Consider the following 15,967-nt stretch of genomic DNA (forward strand, 5'->3'; position numbering starts at 1 on the left):
GGTCGTTTACGCAGGCTTTTTGGCCACAATGAACACCGCTTTGTCCTTACCGGGTTGCCATTGATAGTCCAGTTCAAATCCGGCATGGGTCAGGCTATCTGCCAGCTCTTCTGTGGTGAAGATAGCGACAAAGGGGAAAACCCCGAAGAATCGACCAATAGGCACAATGAGCTTAAACCAGCTCATTGTGTCTCCTATACAGGCGGTACTGGTGACAAAAATGCCCTCTGGTTTGAGCATTTGATAGACCCGAGCGATCGCCGCTTCCTTATCTTTCAACAAATGCAAAATGCTGAGGCCCAGCACCGCATCCAGGCTCTGATCCGGAATATCGAGGTCTTCAATGATGGCTTGCTCAAAGGTGACGTTATCGATGTGCTCAGCCTCGGCTTTTGCTTGGGCGATCGCAATCATATTGGCCGAGAAATCGATGGCGCGGATATCCTTCACGTAAGGAGCATGGAGGATGGCCGTTGACCCAGTACCACAGCCGATTTCCAACACCGACCAATCGGGCTGAAAGTAGTCGCGGGTAACCGCCAGCTTTTTCTGATAAGCGGCTTCATCGGCGATGGGCTGCTTCGAGTATTTCTCGGCTATCTTGTCCCAAAATTGACTTTTCTGCATCGTTTTCCTCACGGGTTTTCAACAACACGGTGGCAACTTCTGGTCACCTCAGAGCGCAGCGCTAAATCCTGGGTGTTTGGGTTGGGCGCCCAGCATGGCTTGAAACCCTACGTGCCAGTTTGAGTAACGAGGCTGCCAGCCTAAAACTTGTCGCGCTTTTTGATTAACGGCCCCTTGTTGTTGCGTGGCAAAGTAGAGCGAAACGGGATCGAGCTGAGTGCGGGCCATTTCCGCTGAGAGCACAGGCGGGGCAGGGGCTTGGAGTAAGCGACTATAGTCTGAGAGCCATTGCCGCATCAGCACAGGTGCATCATCAACGATGGTATAGATACCCGCTGAACCTTGGGTGATCGCCTGTACCGTTGCCGTTGCGGCATCTTCAATCTGAACAAAAGAGCAGGTTCCTGCCTCCTGATCAACAATGGGATAGAGCCCTTGGCGAACAGCCGTAGTGATCACACCATCGTTGGCGTAGTATGTGCCCGGTCCGTAGAAGTGGCCGTACCGCAACACCACTCCCGTCATTTCCGTTAACGACAACACTTGGTGTTCTAAACTCGCAACGGCCTCAACAACAGACCTTAGAGGAGGAGGGGCATCCCGATAGAGGAGCGTCGCTTCATGGGTCAGTTCACCATCGGGAGATTGACTCAGGAACGCCACGCTTTGGGCAATAAACCGTTGAACTGAGGTACGCTGGGCGGCATGAATCAGATTAGCTGTGCCCTCGGTGCGGAGGCGATTGGTTTCAGTGAAGGGATCTTGGGCCTGATTTCCCAGACTGGTGAGCTGATGAATTACCACGTTCGGCGCCGCGTCAGCCACCAGCTGGTTGAGATGAGGACGATCAAAAACATCCCCGAGTACTGGTGTTGCCCCCATCTGTTTCAGAGCGTGGAGCTTTTGCGGTGTGCGAGATAACGCTGTAACCGCATAGCCAGCCTTGACTAATTGAGGAATCAATGCGTGACCCATGGTGCCTGAGGCACCGGCAATAAAGATCTTCATGGCTAGTTTCTAAAAAAGGTGGTTGAACGGGGCCGTCTGCCATATTCCTTGGCGACTGCCCCAGAACTTATATCTGGAATTCTGCTGCTATCGTTTTCCAGAACTGGTCGATATCCGAGCGTGATCGCAGATGGTAGACCTGCTTTGTTGCCTTCACTTGCGCTACATACTCTCGATATTTTGGGGTTAGTTTGGCATGGCACAACCGGACGGTAGGGTAGGACTTCAACGTCCCTTTCAATAACGAGCTGCCCTCTGGCCAACCAGCAGGCCATGCCCAAGCCCCTTGTAAGAATCGCTTCGTCACCCACCAGTAATGCCGCCATACGGGCATGTCGAGATACACCAAGGTATCGGCCACTTTCAGTCGTTCCCAGACGGTATCTATAGAGCCGAAGCCATCTACAATCCACTGGTCTTGCAGCAGCAGTTCATCATGGGCCGCTTTGAACTCGGCGGGGGGCACTTCGGTACCACCGGGCCGGTATTGGATCGAATCGAGTGGCACCCAGGGGAGTCCGGTCATGTTTCCTAGACGCCGGCTGAGGGTGGATTTGCCAGCCCCCGCATTGCCAAATACAGCAACTTTTTTCATCGGAATTCAACCTTCAACTCTACTCAGTCTTCTTAGTCACAATGAACACGATTTTCGCGTTACCGATGGGCGATTTGTAATCCTTCGGTTGCCATTGGTTGTCAATTGCAAATCCCGCATCGGTCAAACTGTTCTCTAAGTCTTTGACTGTAAACACCTTAATTGACGGAAACAGCCCCAAGAATTGACCCACCGGGGCAACCAGCTTGAACCAGGCCATCGTATCCCCTAGGCAAAATGTACTGGTGATGAAGACTCCGCTCAGTTGGAGCAGGTCATAGACTTTAGCGATCACGGCTTCCTTATTGGCGAGCAGATGCAGCACATTCAGGCCCAATACGGCATCGTAAGTTTGGTCAGGGGCGCTTAGCTCGTCAATGCTGGCTTGCTCAAAGGTGACGTTTTGGATGTTCTGGGCGTCCGCCTTCCCTTGGGCGATCACAATCATGTTGGATGAGAAATCAATTGCTCGAATATGTTTCACATAAGGGGCATGGACAATAGCGGTCGAACCAGTGCCGCAACCAAATTCCAGCACGTTCATACTGGGCCGCAAATACTCCCGCGTGACCTGGAGTTTCTTTTGGTAGGCTGCTTCATCCGCGATTGGTTGTCTTGCATAACCTGCGGCGATTTTATTCCAAAATTTAGCTGAAGTGTTCATCACATCCTCGTTAATTTAATTAAACGGTTTCTTCATTTCTCACATCTGAGGCACGTCCATAAAAATCATGCTTCCTGACTAGTTGAGTATTGCTTGGGAGCCGAGTTCCGCCATCGCCAGGCCAACCAAATTATGAATAACAAAGCGACCATCTTAAGAATCAGATGAAAGGTATCGTCCAGATCGGTAGTGCCATTGTTGAGCTCAAACGCGAGGGTAATCACAGCGGCAATGATGTTAGCCCAGCGATTTGTGCCATAGGGCAACAGTCGAGAGAGGAGAACCATAGAGATTGGCACTTCAGCGACGAAACCACCGAAGAGCAACAGATTTTCTGTTATTTGAATGCCATTGAATGTCCCGGTCATCACTTGTTCAATGAATCCAGGCTCAATAAATTCATGGATATCTCGAAAAATGGTGTTAAAAAGATAAAATATCCACAGGTTTGATAGCTTGGCTTTCATCTCCATTGCCAGTATTTGTTTCTGCAAATTCATGTTTGTTCTCCTTTGTCCAAATTTTCTGTTTGGGCTGGCATGACCGACACCAGTGGTAGCCCCAAATCACGCACCTTAATCAGCAGTCCATAGAGCGCCGCCTGATCAACTACTGGGCCAGACAATAGCGTTTCACCGTTGTCTTTGAGCGCGATCGTGAATCCCTCAAACCAATGGCTCCAACGACGACCGAGATGTCCTTTGACACAAATTTCGTATTCAAGTGGGTGGTGACCGTTGGCTGAACCGCGTAGTTGACTCATGGAAGTTGCAATCACCTGCTCTAATCACGGCTTGCCTGAACAACTTGAAAATACAAACGAATATGGGGAGCTGTTGTCCCTAGATGTGGGGATTGGATGTGGGGATTTATGGAGAATCTTGCGGGGATAAACGCCTAAATCAGCTCTAGCTCTACGGCTCGTTTCACAGCGGCTCGGCGATTGGTGACATTGAGTTTGCTGTAAATCCGCTTGGTGTGGGTGCGCACTGTACTCAAGGCCACGACGAGTTCACTGGCGATTTCTGGGCCGGATAGTTCGGTATTGAGCAATCGGAGAACATCCAGCTCCCGTTGGCTAAGGGGTTCAATTAGGGGTGGGGGAGAGGGGGAGAGGGGGAGAGGGGATGGCTCTTTAGGCTTTTGTCCCCACGTTTCTAAAGTGGTCAAGAGCCGCTGGCTGTAGGTTACTGTAATACCGCGAGTCATGGTCTCTTGCAGCAGTTGTCTCATCGGGGTTCCAGATTCTGCAAAGATGCGAACATAGCCCTCCGGTTCGGCTAGGGTAAGGGCGCGTTCTAGGGCTGTGATCGCCGCTGAAACATCACTCTGAGCCTTTTGCGCCAAGGCTAGAACCACCAAAATTTTGATGCTGCTGCCAGTTCTCTCCTCAGCTTCTGCCGCTGCCAGTAATCGAGTCAGGAGACCGATGACCCGATGCATTCCCTCGCCCGTCTCATTGCACCCACCGCTATCACGCTCGTACTGAGCGATCGCAACTCTGGCTAGGGTCAAGTGTTCGTATTCACGTAGATAGTCTGGCTTATCGTCCATCGATAAACCACACTCTCGCACCCAGCTTAGGGCTTCAGTCAGTCTGCCTTGCCGCAGCCACAGCCGTGCCCTCAACGCTGGGATCGGGCGCACATCTGGAACTGGCATAGGCGTTTGGGAATAGATCCGTTCAGCCTCGTGAAGCTGGTCGAGGGCGGTCTCTAGATCGCCCTTGGCAGCTGTTAATCGTGCTTGCACTACCCACCAAAGATATTTAACCCCCGATAGCGAAGCCTGCTGACGTAGGGTTTCACCGCTCAGCAACAGCTGGCTGGCAGCCGCCAAATCGCCTTGTTCGTAGCGCACTTCGCTCAAGCCCAGATACAGTTCTGGTGTGCCCGCCCGCACCGGGCCGTCCTGCTCTGTCGCTAGTTGTAAGGACTGCTCACAAATATTAATTACCTGGTGAAGACGCCCTTGGGCTATGCTCATCTGTGCCAGGATCAAGGTGCCGCCAATAGCCATCTGTGGAAGGCCCATCTGCTTAAAAATTGCCAGACCCTCGGCAAAGGAATGATAGCCGGCTTCTGGCCTGCCGCTGGTCCAGAAAGCGAGTCCAAGTAGGGCTGCGGTTGTGCCTCGCTCGTACTCTTCATCTTCTGGCAGCAGTTCTAGGGCCTGCTGAGCATAGGTCACAGTGCTAGACGCATCCTTCAGCGCTGTCGCCCGGTAGGCGCGGGCATTGGCGATAGAGGCAGGTAAAGACCGCAGCTGTGCGTTCTCCGTGACAATGCTTTCAACGGCTAGCGACTCCCGTGAGTTTGCGGCTGCTTCCAAGCATCTTTCTGCGTCTTGTAGGCGAGATTCAACCGCCTCTAACTGCCCATCGTTCAACAGCACCAAGGCGTAGGCAACGCTGAGGACAGGGCGGTGGCGAATCAGCGAATCAGGGAGTGACGTAATCCAGCCCAGTACAGTGGTTTGTCGCTGACGCTGACGCATAGTAGGCCACACTTGCTCGATTAGACTTGCCGCTCGCTCAAAATCTTGGGCGGTTAGAGCATGACGAATCGCATCAGCGAACAGATCATTCTGCTCGTACCATTCACTTGCCTGTGCATGCAGGCTAGCCATTCGTTCTGGCCATTCCATCTGAGCATAGGCCTGAAGCACATCGGCAAACAAGTGATGGTAACGGTACCACTGACGCTTGTTGTCCAGCGGAATGATAAATAGGTTGCCTCGTTCCAGCCTTTCCAACATTCCCTGACCATCGGTTTGGCTGGTGAGCGCATCACACAGAGAACCGTTCAATCGTTCCAAAATGGCAGTTTGTAGCAAAAAACGACGGACGTGTTCGGGCTGCCGTTGCAAGACTTCTTCCATCAGATAGTCCACAATGTAACGATCGTCGCCTGAAAACGCTGCAACAAAATCAGCGACATCCTTTCGCCCTTGCAGAGATAGGGCTGCGAGTTGCAATCCGGCAATCCAGCCTTCAGTCCGCTGCTCCAGAGCAGTCACTTCGTCCGGCAAGATTGATAATCTCATTCTTTGGTTCAAGAAAGCGGCCGCTTCATCCGGCGTAAACCGCAGATCGCTTGCCCTCAGCTCGCTCAAGTCTCCATGAGACCTTAAACGCGCCAGCGATAAGGGCGGGTCGGTACGGCTGGCAATAATTAGATGCGCTTGAGGCGGCAAATGGCTGATCAGAAAGCCGATTCCGTTATGAATGGCTTGGGTTACGATCACATGATAATCATCGAGGATCACGACAGTATTTTCAACGGCAGTCAGTTCATTGAGCAAGGTTATCAAGACTGACTCGATGGGGGGTGGCTGTGGCGATCGCAGTAATGAGAGCGATCGCTCCCCTAAACCAGAATGAATGTTTTGCAGAGCGGTGATTAGATAGGACCAGAAAATAGCCGGATCGTTGTCACTCGGATCTAACGAAACCCAGGCAACTGATCTGGTGGATAAGGCTGCGATCCATTCTGCTAGTAGCGTCGTTTTGCCAAAACCGGCCGGGGCTGAAACCAGGGTCAACTTGCGCTGTGTGTGGATGCGGTCAATTAATCGTGGGCGCGAGACCCAGTCAGCAGACCATTCTGGGAGGTAGAGCTTGGTCTCCAGGAGAGGGATTTTTGAGTTGATTAGTCCCGCCGAGCCAATCATAGATACATTTTCAGGCTTTAAGAAGCACCCTAAAAAATGGTGAATAGTTTGAATTCAGAGCTTTTTCACTATGCAGAGATTGGATTTTCCATACGTATACCCATCTTTTCACAAGGATGCAAGTTGGAAATCAAACACTAATCTCTTCGAGGCCGATTCTGAACAACAGCGATCATGGGTGCTGCTGAGTGAAATCGAGCCCTAAAGCGTTTGAGTGAAGCGAAGTAATACCCTGTCCGCTTATGATAGGCGACCGTCATGTTCAGATTAACGGGAGAGTGTTTAAAAATTTGCGTAAGCGCTTGTTTTCTTACAGGACAAAGCGTTTTGGGAACAGAATAGCAAAATGTGAGGGCACTGCCTTCCAGTTCTTAATCGGTTGGCCCCACTTCTTAGCAATGTTGTTCTTCGCTAGGCACATCTATCTCAAGACAGCTTCTTTGTTAGGAAAGATGACTTTGATCTTGATGAGCTTACGTAGCGAGCGATTGAACGATGAAAGCGCCTGTGAAAAGGCAGTTGGGGGTACAAGCGCCTTCTATGCAGGTCTAGTCATTGCTAGTGGGATGGTGGCAAACATTGGCGCTAGCGTAATTGTATGAAACATACGGTAGAGATCCAGCGCAGTCTGCATCGCTTTGGCTGACCATGCATTTTGTCGTCGATGGCTTAGGTGGCGGTAACGCAATTGTAGGTGGACTGTGGGTTTTGCTCATTAGCTAGGCTGCGCTGTCACACAACCAACTCTCAAAAGCGCTGAGCTACTTCGACATTGCCGTAGGCGCTGTAGGCGTCATCACCTTTATTCCTGCGCTCACAGAATTAAGTGCTGCTTATGGCCTGAGAAGCATCGTGTGGTTTCTATGGGCAAGAAAAATTCTAATTACACACTAATCGCGACTTTCCCCTTAACCTGTCTTTCTTCTACATTGTGAATTGCCGTAGGCACCTCTGCGAGCGAATAAGTCCGATCAACAACCGGCTTGAGCTTACCTGCTTCAATCCAGTCTTTTAGTACAGTCAGATCAGCTTGATTAGGCGCTGAAAGTAAACACTTCACCCTACGACGACTAGCCTTAGGTTTCCATCGTTCAGCAAAAGGCCCTAAAAGCATAGAACGAAAGAATTCTGAGGTAGCGCCACCCACCATTACATAGGTTCCGCCGGGTGCGATCGCACCCAAAAAATCAGAAAACGGTCGATAGGCCGCTGCATCTACAATCAAATCGTAGGGCTGCACTGGCTTTGTCGGATCGCTCTGCGTGTAGTCGATCACGTAGTCCACGCCCAGCGACTTCACCATCTCCATCTTGCTAGTACTGCAAACCGCTGTCACTTCAGCGCCCAACTCTCTTGCTAGCTGCACCGCGAATGAACCCACACCACCAGAGGCTCCATTGATCGGAACCCTTTGTCCTGGCTGGATTTCTCCATAGTCTCTTAGTGCTTGCAGCGCAGCCAACCCAGAAACGGGGACTGTTGCAGCTTCTTCAAAAAGATAGATTGGTGGGCTTTTGCACCAGTGCCTTTTCGGGAACAGAAATATATTCGGAGAACGCACCAAATCCGCATTCTGACAAATCGACAAAGACCTCATCATTTGGAATACCGTCTACATCGACAAGGTCGTACAGCAGCTTAGAAAAGAGGGCTACGAAATTTCTGACGATGACCTCAAATCAGTCTGGCCGACTAGGCAAAGGCACCTCAATGTTTACGGGGCCTATCTCTATGAAGCCGAATGGATTGGTCAGCAGCTAGGCCTCAGACCCCTGCGCCAGCCTGACTCTCAGCCTTAAAGGACAAAATGGTTCCGATTCTATACATAGGCGACAGTACCTTCAGCACCTAACTCTCAGAATCTCCTTGAGCCGTGTCGTATACCGAGGCGATCGCCACTGCTGTCTCATCCCCCAAGACTTTCGCTGCTTGCCCTTCTCTAGTCCTTGAGCTGCAAAGCGAACTGTACCTCTACCCATCTTGGCGTTGAGCGAATCCATCAGCACCATCAGTTCATCGGACTGCTCGTGATCAGTAGAGCAAAACAAGTTTCCCTGTACGGTGGTGGCCGGGGCCAGGTCAACCAGCATAACGCCGCACTTGTGGTACTCAAACCCAGGTCGATACAGCTGTGCCATACATGCCCTGGCTGCATGGATAATCTCGCGGCTATCGCGGCTAGGTACTGTGAATGACCAGGTGCAGCTATTGCTGTACTGCGCCTCATGCTGACGGAATCTATTGGTTTGCAAGAACACCTGCAACCCCCCACAGCGACTGCCCTGGCCGCGTAGCTTTCCGGCTGCTCTAGCGGCATGGTCAGCGATCGCTTCCAACAACAGATGTTTCTCAGCAATCATCCGCCCGAACGAGCGCGAACACATGATGTTCTTCTTCGGCTGAATCTCTTCTAATCCCAGACAAGCCGTTCCGCGCAATTCGTGAACGATCCGCTCTGCGACCACGTTGAACACCTGTCGAATTGTTCTTGGTTCAGCGGCTCGCAAGTCAGCCGCAGTCTCAATACCAATCGCATTGAGCTTGAGCGTCCACCGTCTACCGATGCCCCAGATATCCCCAACTGCAATAGTAGGAAGCACCTCATCTTGGAGGGTGCGATCGCATAGGTTGAAGACACCGCTTGTTGTTCGTTTCTTAGCTACATAGTTAGCAACCTTAGCCAGCGTCTTAGTTGGGCCGATGCCTACACCGATAGGTATACCCGTCCACTGGTGGACTTTCTTTTGCATCTGGCGTCCGTAGTCAGTGAGGTCGAGGTGAGCAAAGCCGTCCAGTTGTAGAAAAGCCTCATCAATTGAGTAAACTTCCATATCCGGCGTAAACGTGCCTAGACAGGCCATTACTCGCTGAGACATATCACCATAGAGGGCGTAGTTAGAAGAGAAAACTACAACGTTGTGCTGAGCGCAAATATCTCTATACTCATGCCACACAGCACCCATCGGTATCCCTAAGTCTTTTGCTTTGACAGATCTTGATATGACATTCGCATCATTGTTGGACATCACGGCGATTGCACGATTGTTCAGCGCGGGCTGGAAAACTTGCTCGCACGAAGCATAAAAATTGTTGGCATCACAGAGCGCAAAGATCGGCATGAGTAACAGGTTCACTTCATCGAGCGAATAGTGTGAATGACAACACCCCGGCTGAAACCGGACAGCTATAAAGCGGCAGAAGATGCGATCGGTAGGGAATTAGGCAAAGAGCACCAGCGACAATCATAGATTTTTAGCAATGTGGGAGGACGACATCGGTTGTCACATAGGATCACTGATGGTTACGCGACAGGTTCTTTAAAGTGAGCTGGAGCAACCTGATAATTCCCTGAATCATTAAAAAATCAGTACAAATGAACTAAAACTTAAGAGTACTGCTACGCTTATTAGAAATCAAGCCCTTCTTCTGTAAGGAGTTTGAGGAAAGTTCGTACAGTACTAGTAACAGGGCATTATAAAGTAGTCCACGAGGCGCCTCATCATTCATCCCTATGCAGCTCAAACCGTTGCTTTCTCTATCTATCCTCGGCATACTACTCACTGTTGGTAGTGGTGCAGCTGCACACTCGGGAAGAACGAACGCTAGCGGATGCCACAACAACCACAGCACCGGAGACTACCATTGTCACAACAGTGGAAGTTCCTCTAGCCCAACTAGACAAACCGTGCCAACTTCAACACCTGCTGTTACACCCTACTGGCGTGTTCTATCGGTGGGAGACGGCGATACGCTGCGCGTCACAACGGGCACTGAGAATGCCACCATTCGCCTTGGCTGTGTCGATTCTCCGGAACTAGCTCAAGATTTTGGGGAAAGCTCGAAAGAGTACCTGCAAGCGCTGCTTCCTATCAATACGCCTGTTGCTTTGCGTACTGTTGCCACTGACCGCTATGGTCGCACGGTTGCTGAAATATTCAGTCAGGGCCGCAACATTAATCTTAGTTTGGTTGAGAGTGGCCATGCCGTCGCCTATCGTCAATACCTTAGTCAATGCGACCAAGACGCCTATCTAGAAGCTGAAGCGATCGCACGGCAGAATCGTCTAGTGTTTTGGTCAGTACCTAATCCTGTAATGCCTTGGGATTTTAGGAGGCAACGTTGACGACTTCAAGCGGAAAGCGATCGCACACTATGCTCAACGTTTGAAGGAACTCGATCAAATGTCCTATAAGATGGGCAAACTCAGATCTTGCACCAGTCTCATTAGACAGAGCTAGGCAGAGACTTGAGAACAATCTCAAAGCCGTACTGGGCAGGCATACCAGTATCACGTCTGATGTGCTTAAGTAGTAGTGCCCAACGAACGGAAGGCAACAACTTCTCTATCGTTAGCCGCGAGGTTGCTTTCCAGTTCAACACAGGTGGCCACGCCCATAGGTCAATCCAGTGAGCCAGTACATAGGCAATGAATGAGAGCATCAGCCAACGGTAAACGCCTAGCTTTGTTCCCTGGCCAAAGCAGTGTAGACCAAACTGATGCTTTACTGTTTTGAAGAAGCCTTCTATCGCCCATCGTTTGCGCCCTAGTCGAATCAGATAGATGCCCGTGTAAGGATAGGTAGAAGCGACAAACCGTAGCTCTCGTTTGTCGTCTGCACGTTTGAGCCAAAACCAGGAAATGGTAAGCGGGTAGTCGATGTCCTTTAGCCGGACTTGTAAGCCTCGTTTTGCACATCTCGGTAAGTCCTTGAGCCTACGCCCATCCTGCAATAGGCGATTGTTCCTGACACCCACAACGGCTCGCCATCGCCGTCGCCGTACGGCATTGAAGAAGGCAACGGTGCCGAACTCTGTGTCTCCTTGTACGATGACAGTGCGACCTTGGATGAGTCGCCTTGGAACCGTTGCCAGGAGCTTACAAGCTAGTTGCGATGGACTCGCTTCTCCTTTGCCGTGCCAGATACGAAAGCTCCAAGGAATGCGCCGTTCGCCGATGACCAGATACATTACCACTAGGTGCAGCCCTCGTTTGCCGTTTAGCATTCTCACCCAAGGTTCTGGCGCATCGACATCCTCAGTCGGTGTACTCAGATGCCAGAACTTCCCAGTCTTTCTCAACGTTGTCAGGTCTATCAATAACCGAACGGGCACGTTTGGCCCCACCGGATGAACGGCTAGCTGGTCTAAGATTGCTGCGCGAGTGGTACGAATGACTTGGCGGGTAGACCAGCTATAGCGATTGAGGAAGCGGCTGAGCGAGCTAGGCGATTTGAGCGGTGTATGTTCAGGTAAAGCGTGGCCTTGTTCTGAGAGAAATCGAGCGAACAGAGCTTTGAGACTGGCTGTTTGATAGTGACTAGGCATGAGTGAAATTAGGCTATAAACTAGCCTTCGGGCGTGCTGAAGCATGGTTGTATTGACCGTCTTCTTTTTTACTTACGCCCTTTCTTTCAGACTTTGACCCGCTACGCAACCCTTTCTGAGAATGGTGCAAGATCTCAGCAAACCTAAACGATTGCTCCTATGAAAAACAGCTACAGTGATAGCAACAGAAGACACACCATCGCTTCAAGCAACACTAGCGTAAACAGTCGATAGTGATCGCTATCAACATCACTTCCCTCTCAAGAGTGCTGATACCTAGATAACATGCTACTAAGCGAACGTGTTCTAGGAGCTGATCATGACTCTGACGAGGGAGGCAACTTACGATGATATACCTGTCATTGCACGAGTTCACGTAGACACCTGGAGAGACACATATTCAGGCATCATTCCAGATGAGGTGCTAGCCGATTTATCCTACGAGAAACGAGAGAATTCATGGCAAAGAGTCTTTGCTCAGGCGGCTGACTCAAACGGATTTACCTACGTTTCAGAGGATGAAAACGGCCAAGTCGTTGGATTTATAGATGGTGGTAGAGAGCGCACAGATGACCGACTTTACCGAGGTGAAATCAACGCTATCTACATTCTGAGCAGTCATCAACACCAAGGGATTGGCCGCGAACTGGTTCGACTGGCAGTAAAAAAACTGTGGCAGATGGATATTCAGTCCATGTTGGTCTGGGTGCTAGAAGATAATCCTGCTTGCAAATTCTACGAAGCGTTAGGAGGGCAGATCGTACGGAGTAAAAGTATTGAGATGAGAGGTAGCACTCTCATTGAGTATGCCTACGGGTGGACTGATACATCACTCCTATTGAGACCTGTTGATTGATTGACAAAGAGCTACTACACAAAGGTTATTTACACTGCACGCAGCCAGGCCAACTGTCTATAACCTCTGCCATAGTGCTTGTTGGACAGTACTAAAAACCTTTCCTCAATTGTTACAGGAAAGTAGAACGGTATATCAAGGATCTCAGCCCTCTTCTACCAAAGGGGTTCAACTGGTACAGTCCCTACGGTGCTTAGCGTGCGTTTCTGTTCCGATGCTACTGATAGCCCAATAGGAAGGCAACCACCGGACTTTTCAAGCTGCTGCCATGCCCACTTAATTTCTGAGCGGGTGACACACCGTGCTTCTGAAGCTCGTTGAGATAAGAATCTATCGACCAGAGAAAAGCGCTGCTGCCACTGGTCTAGTTCGCTGAGCTGCTCCGCCAGAAGCAGTACATCGTTACCCCACAGTTCTACGAGATCGATAACGCCTTCACCAGGCTCCATAAAAGCGCCATGGAAAAGTTCGCGTGCGGCCCAAGGCAGAAGTTCTATCTCTACACAGTGCTGGACACCATGATGTTTGACAAGGAGTGGAGAGCTTTGCAAGCTAACTGCGAAAGCCTGACAGCTCATGTTTGTCGTTCTATCTGTTGTTTCTGTAAGTTGTAGTTTGTCCCCAAAACCGATGATGATGACAACTCGACTTTTGACAACTTCGAGGCGGTGGACGACTTGTGCGGTCATTTCAGAGTAACCACTGTAGGAACAGACCCGGTCTTTCAGGCCATTGCCAGGACGTCCTTCAGCATATTCCCAAAGTTTTGGCTGAGCATTCATACCTTTCTGCATTCCCAGACATTTTGGCTCTTCCCGGTCTAGCTATTAGACACTATTTATCAGCTAAAACACAACACGCTAACAGTCCCAAAATCCCTAAGTAATGGGCCTAGGTCTTCTACGACTGCTATAGGCAGTACGGAAAAGCTCAGAGTATAGAAGCTATAGAAATTACGGTACTTTCTGGAGATGCTGCCTACCGGAGCCGTTCGAGGATACAGCCTTCCTGTGATGAACACTGTATGTGGCATTTGCTTGATACCCGTAGGTTAGTAGTAGATGCTGATTCGCTTCTTTTCGTCTTAAACGAGCTAAGTAATTGACTGACTTGACTTAGAGCGCACTCTAAGAATTATGGTGTTTGCATGGTTACAGAATTATCGATTCAAGAAGTTGCAACGATCACTCAACTAAGCGCTCATACTCTTCGCTACTACGAGCGAATTGGACTGCTCGATCCAGTGGGTCGAGCGTCGAGCGGACACCGCCGATATTCAAAACAGGATATTGGTTGGATTGAATTCGTCACTCGATTGCGAGCGACAGGCATGTCAATTCGAGATATGCAGCAGTTTGCCGAACTACGACGGCAGGGAGATCGTACGTTTGCTCAGCGGCGTCATCTACTAGAGGCGCACCAACAGCAGATAGCTCAGCAGATAGCAGCGCTTGAGCAAAACGCAGACGTTTTAGCTGAGAAGATTCAACACTACAAACAATTAGAGGAGGAACAGGATGTCAGTAGTCGATGAGAAAGAAAACAGTGATGTTTCACAGAAGAAGAGTGAACGTTACCGCCGGGGCTGGCAAAAGCTGAAGGAGGTCGATGGCGAAGCTGGTGAGCAGGTGATTGAGAGCCTGAAGGGTGTCGCCCCTGACCTAGCTCGTTACACTGTTGAGTTTCCCTTCGGAGATATATATAACAGACCAGGACTAGATTTGAAGTCTAGAGAGATTGCTACAGTCGCTGCATTGACGGCACTTGGAAATGCTCAACCACAGCTGAAAGTTCATCTTCACGGTGCTTTGAACGTAGGGTGTACTCGTGCAGAAGTGATTGAAGTGATTATTCAGATGGCCGTCTACGCTGGCTTCCCCGCTGCGCTGAACGGCATCGCTGTGGCGAAGTCGGTTTTTGCAGAAAGAGATGAGATTGCAGATAGAAACAAGAAAGAGTAAGGAGAAAAATGACTATGGAGATACGTCATCTTGGCACTGAAGGACTAACGGTATCGGCGCTAGGACTTGGTTGTATGGGTATGAGTTCTGCCTATGAAGGTAGAGAAGATGCACAGGCAGTTGAGACAATTCATCGGGCGATTGATCTAGGCATTACGTTCTTCGATACAGCAGAAGTCTATAACGACAACGAGCAGCTCGTTGGCAAGGCTATCGAAGGACGGCGTGACCTGGTTACGGTTGCGACTAAGTTCGGCTTCAAAATCAACAACGGTAAGATTTCTGGCCTTGATAGCACTCCGGAAAATGTACGCCGAGTCTGTCATAACTCGCTACAGCGGCTGGGTGTCGATTACATTGATCTGTTTTATCAGCACCGTGTAGATAAGGCGGTGCCTATAGAAGAGACGGTAGGCGCAATGGCAGAACTGGTAGCCGAAGGAAAGGTTAGGTACTTAGGACTATCAGAAGCAAGCGTAGACACCATTCGTCGTGCCCATGCCGTTCATCCTATCAGCGCCCTTCAGTCCGAGTACTCATTTTGGGAGCGAGGCGTAGAAACTGAGGTATTGCCCCTATTGAGAGAGCTGAAGATTGGCTTCGTACCTTATTGTCCCTTAGGTAGAGGCTTCCTAACAGGAAAGGTTAAGCGAGCAGAGTCATTTGAGAGTGACTATCGCCGTCAAGACCCTCGGTTTCAAGGAGATAGTTTTACGAAGAATATGAAGCTGGTTGAGCAGGTTGAAAAACTTGCGAAAGAGAAAGAGACAACACCCGCTCAAATTGCTTTGGCGTGGTTACTGCATCAGGGGAAAGACATTGTTCCTATTCCTGGAACAAAGCGACCTGCTTATGTAGAGGAGAATGCAGTTGCGACTGAAGTTGCGTTGAGTGAAGAAGACCTATCGCGGCTAGAACGCATTGCTTCCGACAATGCTACGTCTGGTGAACGCTATGCGGAAGAACGGATGAGCTGGCTTGACGCTAGTTGATATAGATTGCCTCCTGAAGTACATATCTACTAGTCAAAACTCTTCGTTTTTGGCACTATTGAGAGCAGTTTTCAAGTCCTCATAGTGCCAGTAGGCACTGTCAACTTAGCGAAGCTTGACCGTATACCGGTGATTTTGGGAAGCTACACTCATGACTAATCCTTACCGGGGCACGCTTCCCATCTGAAACATCAGCTACTGCGTGTGCTGTACATACGTTTCCGTTAAGCTTTCGTGACATCGAAAAATGATGCTCTATCGAGGCAT

Annotated in this window: 19 protein-coding genes; 8 read left to right on the forward strand and 11 right to left on the reverse strand. The window is 50.1% G+C overall.

What is annotated here, in order from left to right; genetic code table 11:
* Positions 1-6: 6 nt before the first annotated feature.
* The 7 genes from S7335_RS24070 to S7335_RS24100 form a co-directional block, all read right to left on the reverse strand.
* Positions 7-627: a class I SAM-dependent methyltransferase gene (locus tag S7335_RS24070; RefSeq protein WP_006458684.1), complete on the reverse strand. Its 621-nt coding sequence runs from the start codon at positions 625-627 to the stop codon at positions 7-9.
* Between the two features lie 48 nt (positions 628-675).
* Entirely contained in the window at positions 676-1,635 is a 960-nt protein-coding gene (locus S7335_RS24075) for an NAD(P)-dependent oxidoreductase (RefSeq protein ID WP_006458610.1), read from the reverse strand.
* Positions 1,636-1,702: 67 nt separating this feature from the next.
* The gene (locus S7335_RS24080) at positions 1,703-2,230 is read right to left on the reverse strand and encodes a hypothetical protein (RefSeq protein WP_006458542.1); all 528 of its coding nucleotides are present in this window, start codon (positions 2,228-2,230) and stop codon (positions 1,703-1,705) included.
* 19 nt (positions 2,231-2,249) lie between these two features.
* Positions 2,250-2,894 (reverse strand): class I SAM-dependent methyltransferase, encoded by a 645-nt coding sequence (locus S7335_RS24085; RefSeq protein ID WP_038020078.1) that lies wholly within the window; start codon positions 2,892-2,894, stop codon positions 2,250-2,252.
* Positions 2,895-2,959: 65 nt separating this feature from the next.
* Positions 2,960-3,394: a DUF6326 family protein gene (locus S7335_RS24090; RefSeq protein ID WP_006458677.1), complete on the reverse strand. Its 435-nt coding sequence runs from the start codon at positions 3,392-3,394 to the stop codon at positions 2,960-2,962.
* Complete coding sequence (locus S7335_RS24095) at positions 3,391-3,657, reverse strand: hypothetical protein (protein WP_050766054.1); 267 nt, start codon at positions 3,655-3,657, stop codon at positions 3,391-3,393. The genes S7335_RS24090 and S7335_RS24095 overlap by 4 nt, the downstream gene beginning before the upstream one ends.
* 134 nt (positions 3,658-3,791) lie before the next feature.
* A complete protein-coding gene (locus S7335_RS24100) occupies positions 3,792-6,566 on the reverse strand; it encodes a LuxR C-terminal-related transcriptional regulator (RefSeq protein WP_006458530.1) in 2,775 nt (924 codons plus the stop codon).
* A gap of 452 nt (positions 6,567-7,018) precedes the next feature.
* Here S7335_RS24100 and S7335_RS28220 point away from each other — a divergent pair, with 452 nt between their 5' ends.
* Both S7335_RS28220 and S7335_RS29335 read left to right on the forward strand, forming a co-directional pair.
* Complete coding sequence (locus S7335_RS28220; RefSeq protein ID WP_157620718.1) at positions 7,019-7,168, forward strand: hypothetical protein; 150 nt, start codon at positions 7,019-7,021, stop codon at positions 7,166-7,168.
* Positions 7,161-7,289, forward strand: coding sequence for a hypothetical protein (locus S7335_RS29335; RefSeq protein ID WP_006458572.1), 129 nt, complete (start codon positions 7,161-7,163; stop codon positions 7,287-7,289). Before S7335_RS28220 ends, S7335_RS29335 begins: the two co-directional genes overlap by 8 nt.
* A gap of 160 nt (positions 7,290-7,449) precedes the next feature.
* Here S7335_RS29335 and S7335_RS24110 read toward each other — a convergent pair whose 3' ends face one another.
* Positions 7,450-8,127, reverse strand: a complete 678-nt coding sequence (locus tag S7335_RS24110) for an NAD(P)-dependent alcohol dehydrogenase (RefSeq protein ID WP_227500121.1) — start codon at positions 8,125-8,127, stop codon at positions 7,450-7,452.
* A 55-nt stretch (positions 8,128-8,182) separates the two neighbouring features.
* On the opposite strand from S7335_RS24110, the gene S7335_RS29645 reads away from it, so the two are divergent.
* Entirely contained in the window at positions 8,183-8,365 is a 183-nt protein-coding gene (locus S7335_RS29645; protein WP_369791700.1) for a hypothetical protein, read from the forward strand.
* Between the two features lie 42 nt (positions 8,366-8,407).
* On the opposite strand, the gene umuC is transcribed toward S7335_RS29645, so the two are convergent.
* Entirely contained in the window at positions 8,408-9,685 is a 1,278-nt protein-coding gene (gene umuC / locus S7335_RS24115) for a translesion error-prone DNA polymerase V subunit UmuC (RefSeq protein WP_006458524.1), read from the reverse strand.
* Positions 9,686-10,077: 392 nt separating this feature from the next.
* On the opposite strand from umuC, the gene S7335_RS28225 reads away from it, so the two are divergent.
* Positions 10,078-10,689, forward strand: coding sequence for a thermonuclease family protein (locus S7335_RS28225; protein ID WP_157620720.1), 612 nt, complete (start codon positions 10,078-10,080; stop codon positions 10,687-10,689).
* A gap of 101 nt (positions 10,690-10,790) precedes the next feature.
* On the opposite strand, the gene S7335_RS24125 is transcribed toward S7335_RS28225, so the two are convergent.
* Positions 10,791-11,936, reverse strand: coding sequence for a transposase (locus S7335_RS24125; RefSeq protein WP_038020082.1), 1,146 nt, complete (start codon positions 11,934-11,936; stop codon positions 10,791-10,793).
* 274 nt (positions 11,937-12,210) lie between these two features.
* Here S7335_RS24125 and S7335_RS24130 point away from each other — a divergent pair, with 274 nt between their 5' ends.
* Positions 12,211-12,747, forward strand: a complete 537-nt coding sequence (locus S7335_RS24130; protein ID WP_006458574.1) for a GNAT family N-acetyltransferase — start codon at positions 12,211-12,213, stop codon at positions 12,745-12,747.
* A 155-nt stretch (positions 12,748-12,902) separates the two neighbouring features.
* Here the strand turns inward: S7335_RS24130 and S7335_RS24135 are convergent, their stop codons facing one another.
* Entirely contained in the window at positions 12,903-13,529 is a 627-nt protein-coding gene (locus S7335_RS24135; protein ID WP_006458650.1) for a hypothetical protein, read from the reverse strand.
* A 365-nt stretch (positions 13,530-13,894) separates the two neighbouring features.
* Between S7335_RS24135 and S7335_RS24140 the strand changes: the two genes are divergently transcribed.
* The 3 genes from S7335_RS24140 to S7335_RS24150 are packed head-to-tail and all read left to right on the forward strand — an operon-like array spanning position 13,895 to position 15,700.
* Entirely contained in the window at positions 13,895-14,281 is a 387-nt protein-coding gene (locus S7335_RS24140) for a MerR family transcriptional regulator (RefSeq protein WP_006458191.1), read from the forward strand.
* Positions 14,265-14,708 carry a carboxymuconolactone decarboxylase family protein gene (locus tag S7335_RS24145; protein ID WP_006458384.1) on the forward strand — a complete coding sequence of 148 codons (444 nt, stop codon included), beginning with the start codon at positions 14,265-14,267 and terminating at the stop codon, positions 14,706-14,708. The genes S7335_RS24140 and S7335_RS24145 overlap by 17 nt, the downstream gene beginning before the upstream one ends.
* A 14-nt stretch (positions 14,709-14,722) precedes the next feature.
* Positions 14,723-15,700 carry an aldo/keto reductase gene (locus S7335_RS24150; protein WP_006458179.1) on the forward strand — a complete coding sequence of 326 codons (978 nt, stop codon included), beginning with the start codon at positions 14,723-14,725 and terminating at the stop codon, positions 15,698-15,700.
* Positions 15,701-15,967: the final 267 nt, after the last annotated feature.

Source organism: Synechococcus sp. PCC 7335, from assembly GCF_000155595.1.
In the GTDB taxonomy this organism is placed as follows: domain Bacteria; phylum Cyanobacteriota; class Cyanobacteriia; order Phormidesmidales; family Phormidesmidaceae; genus Phormidesmis.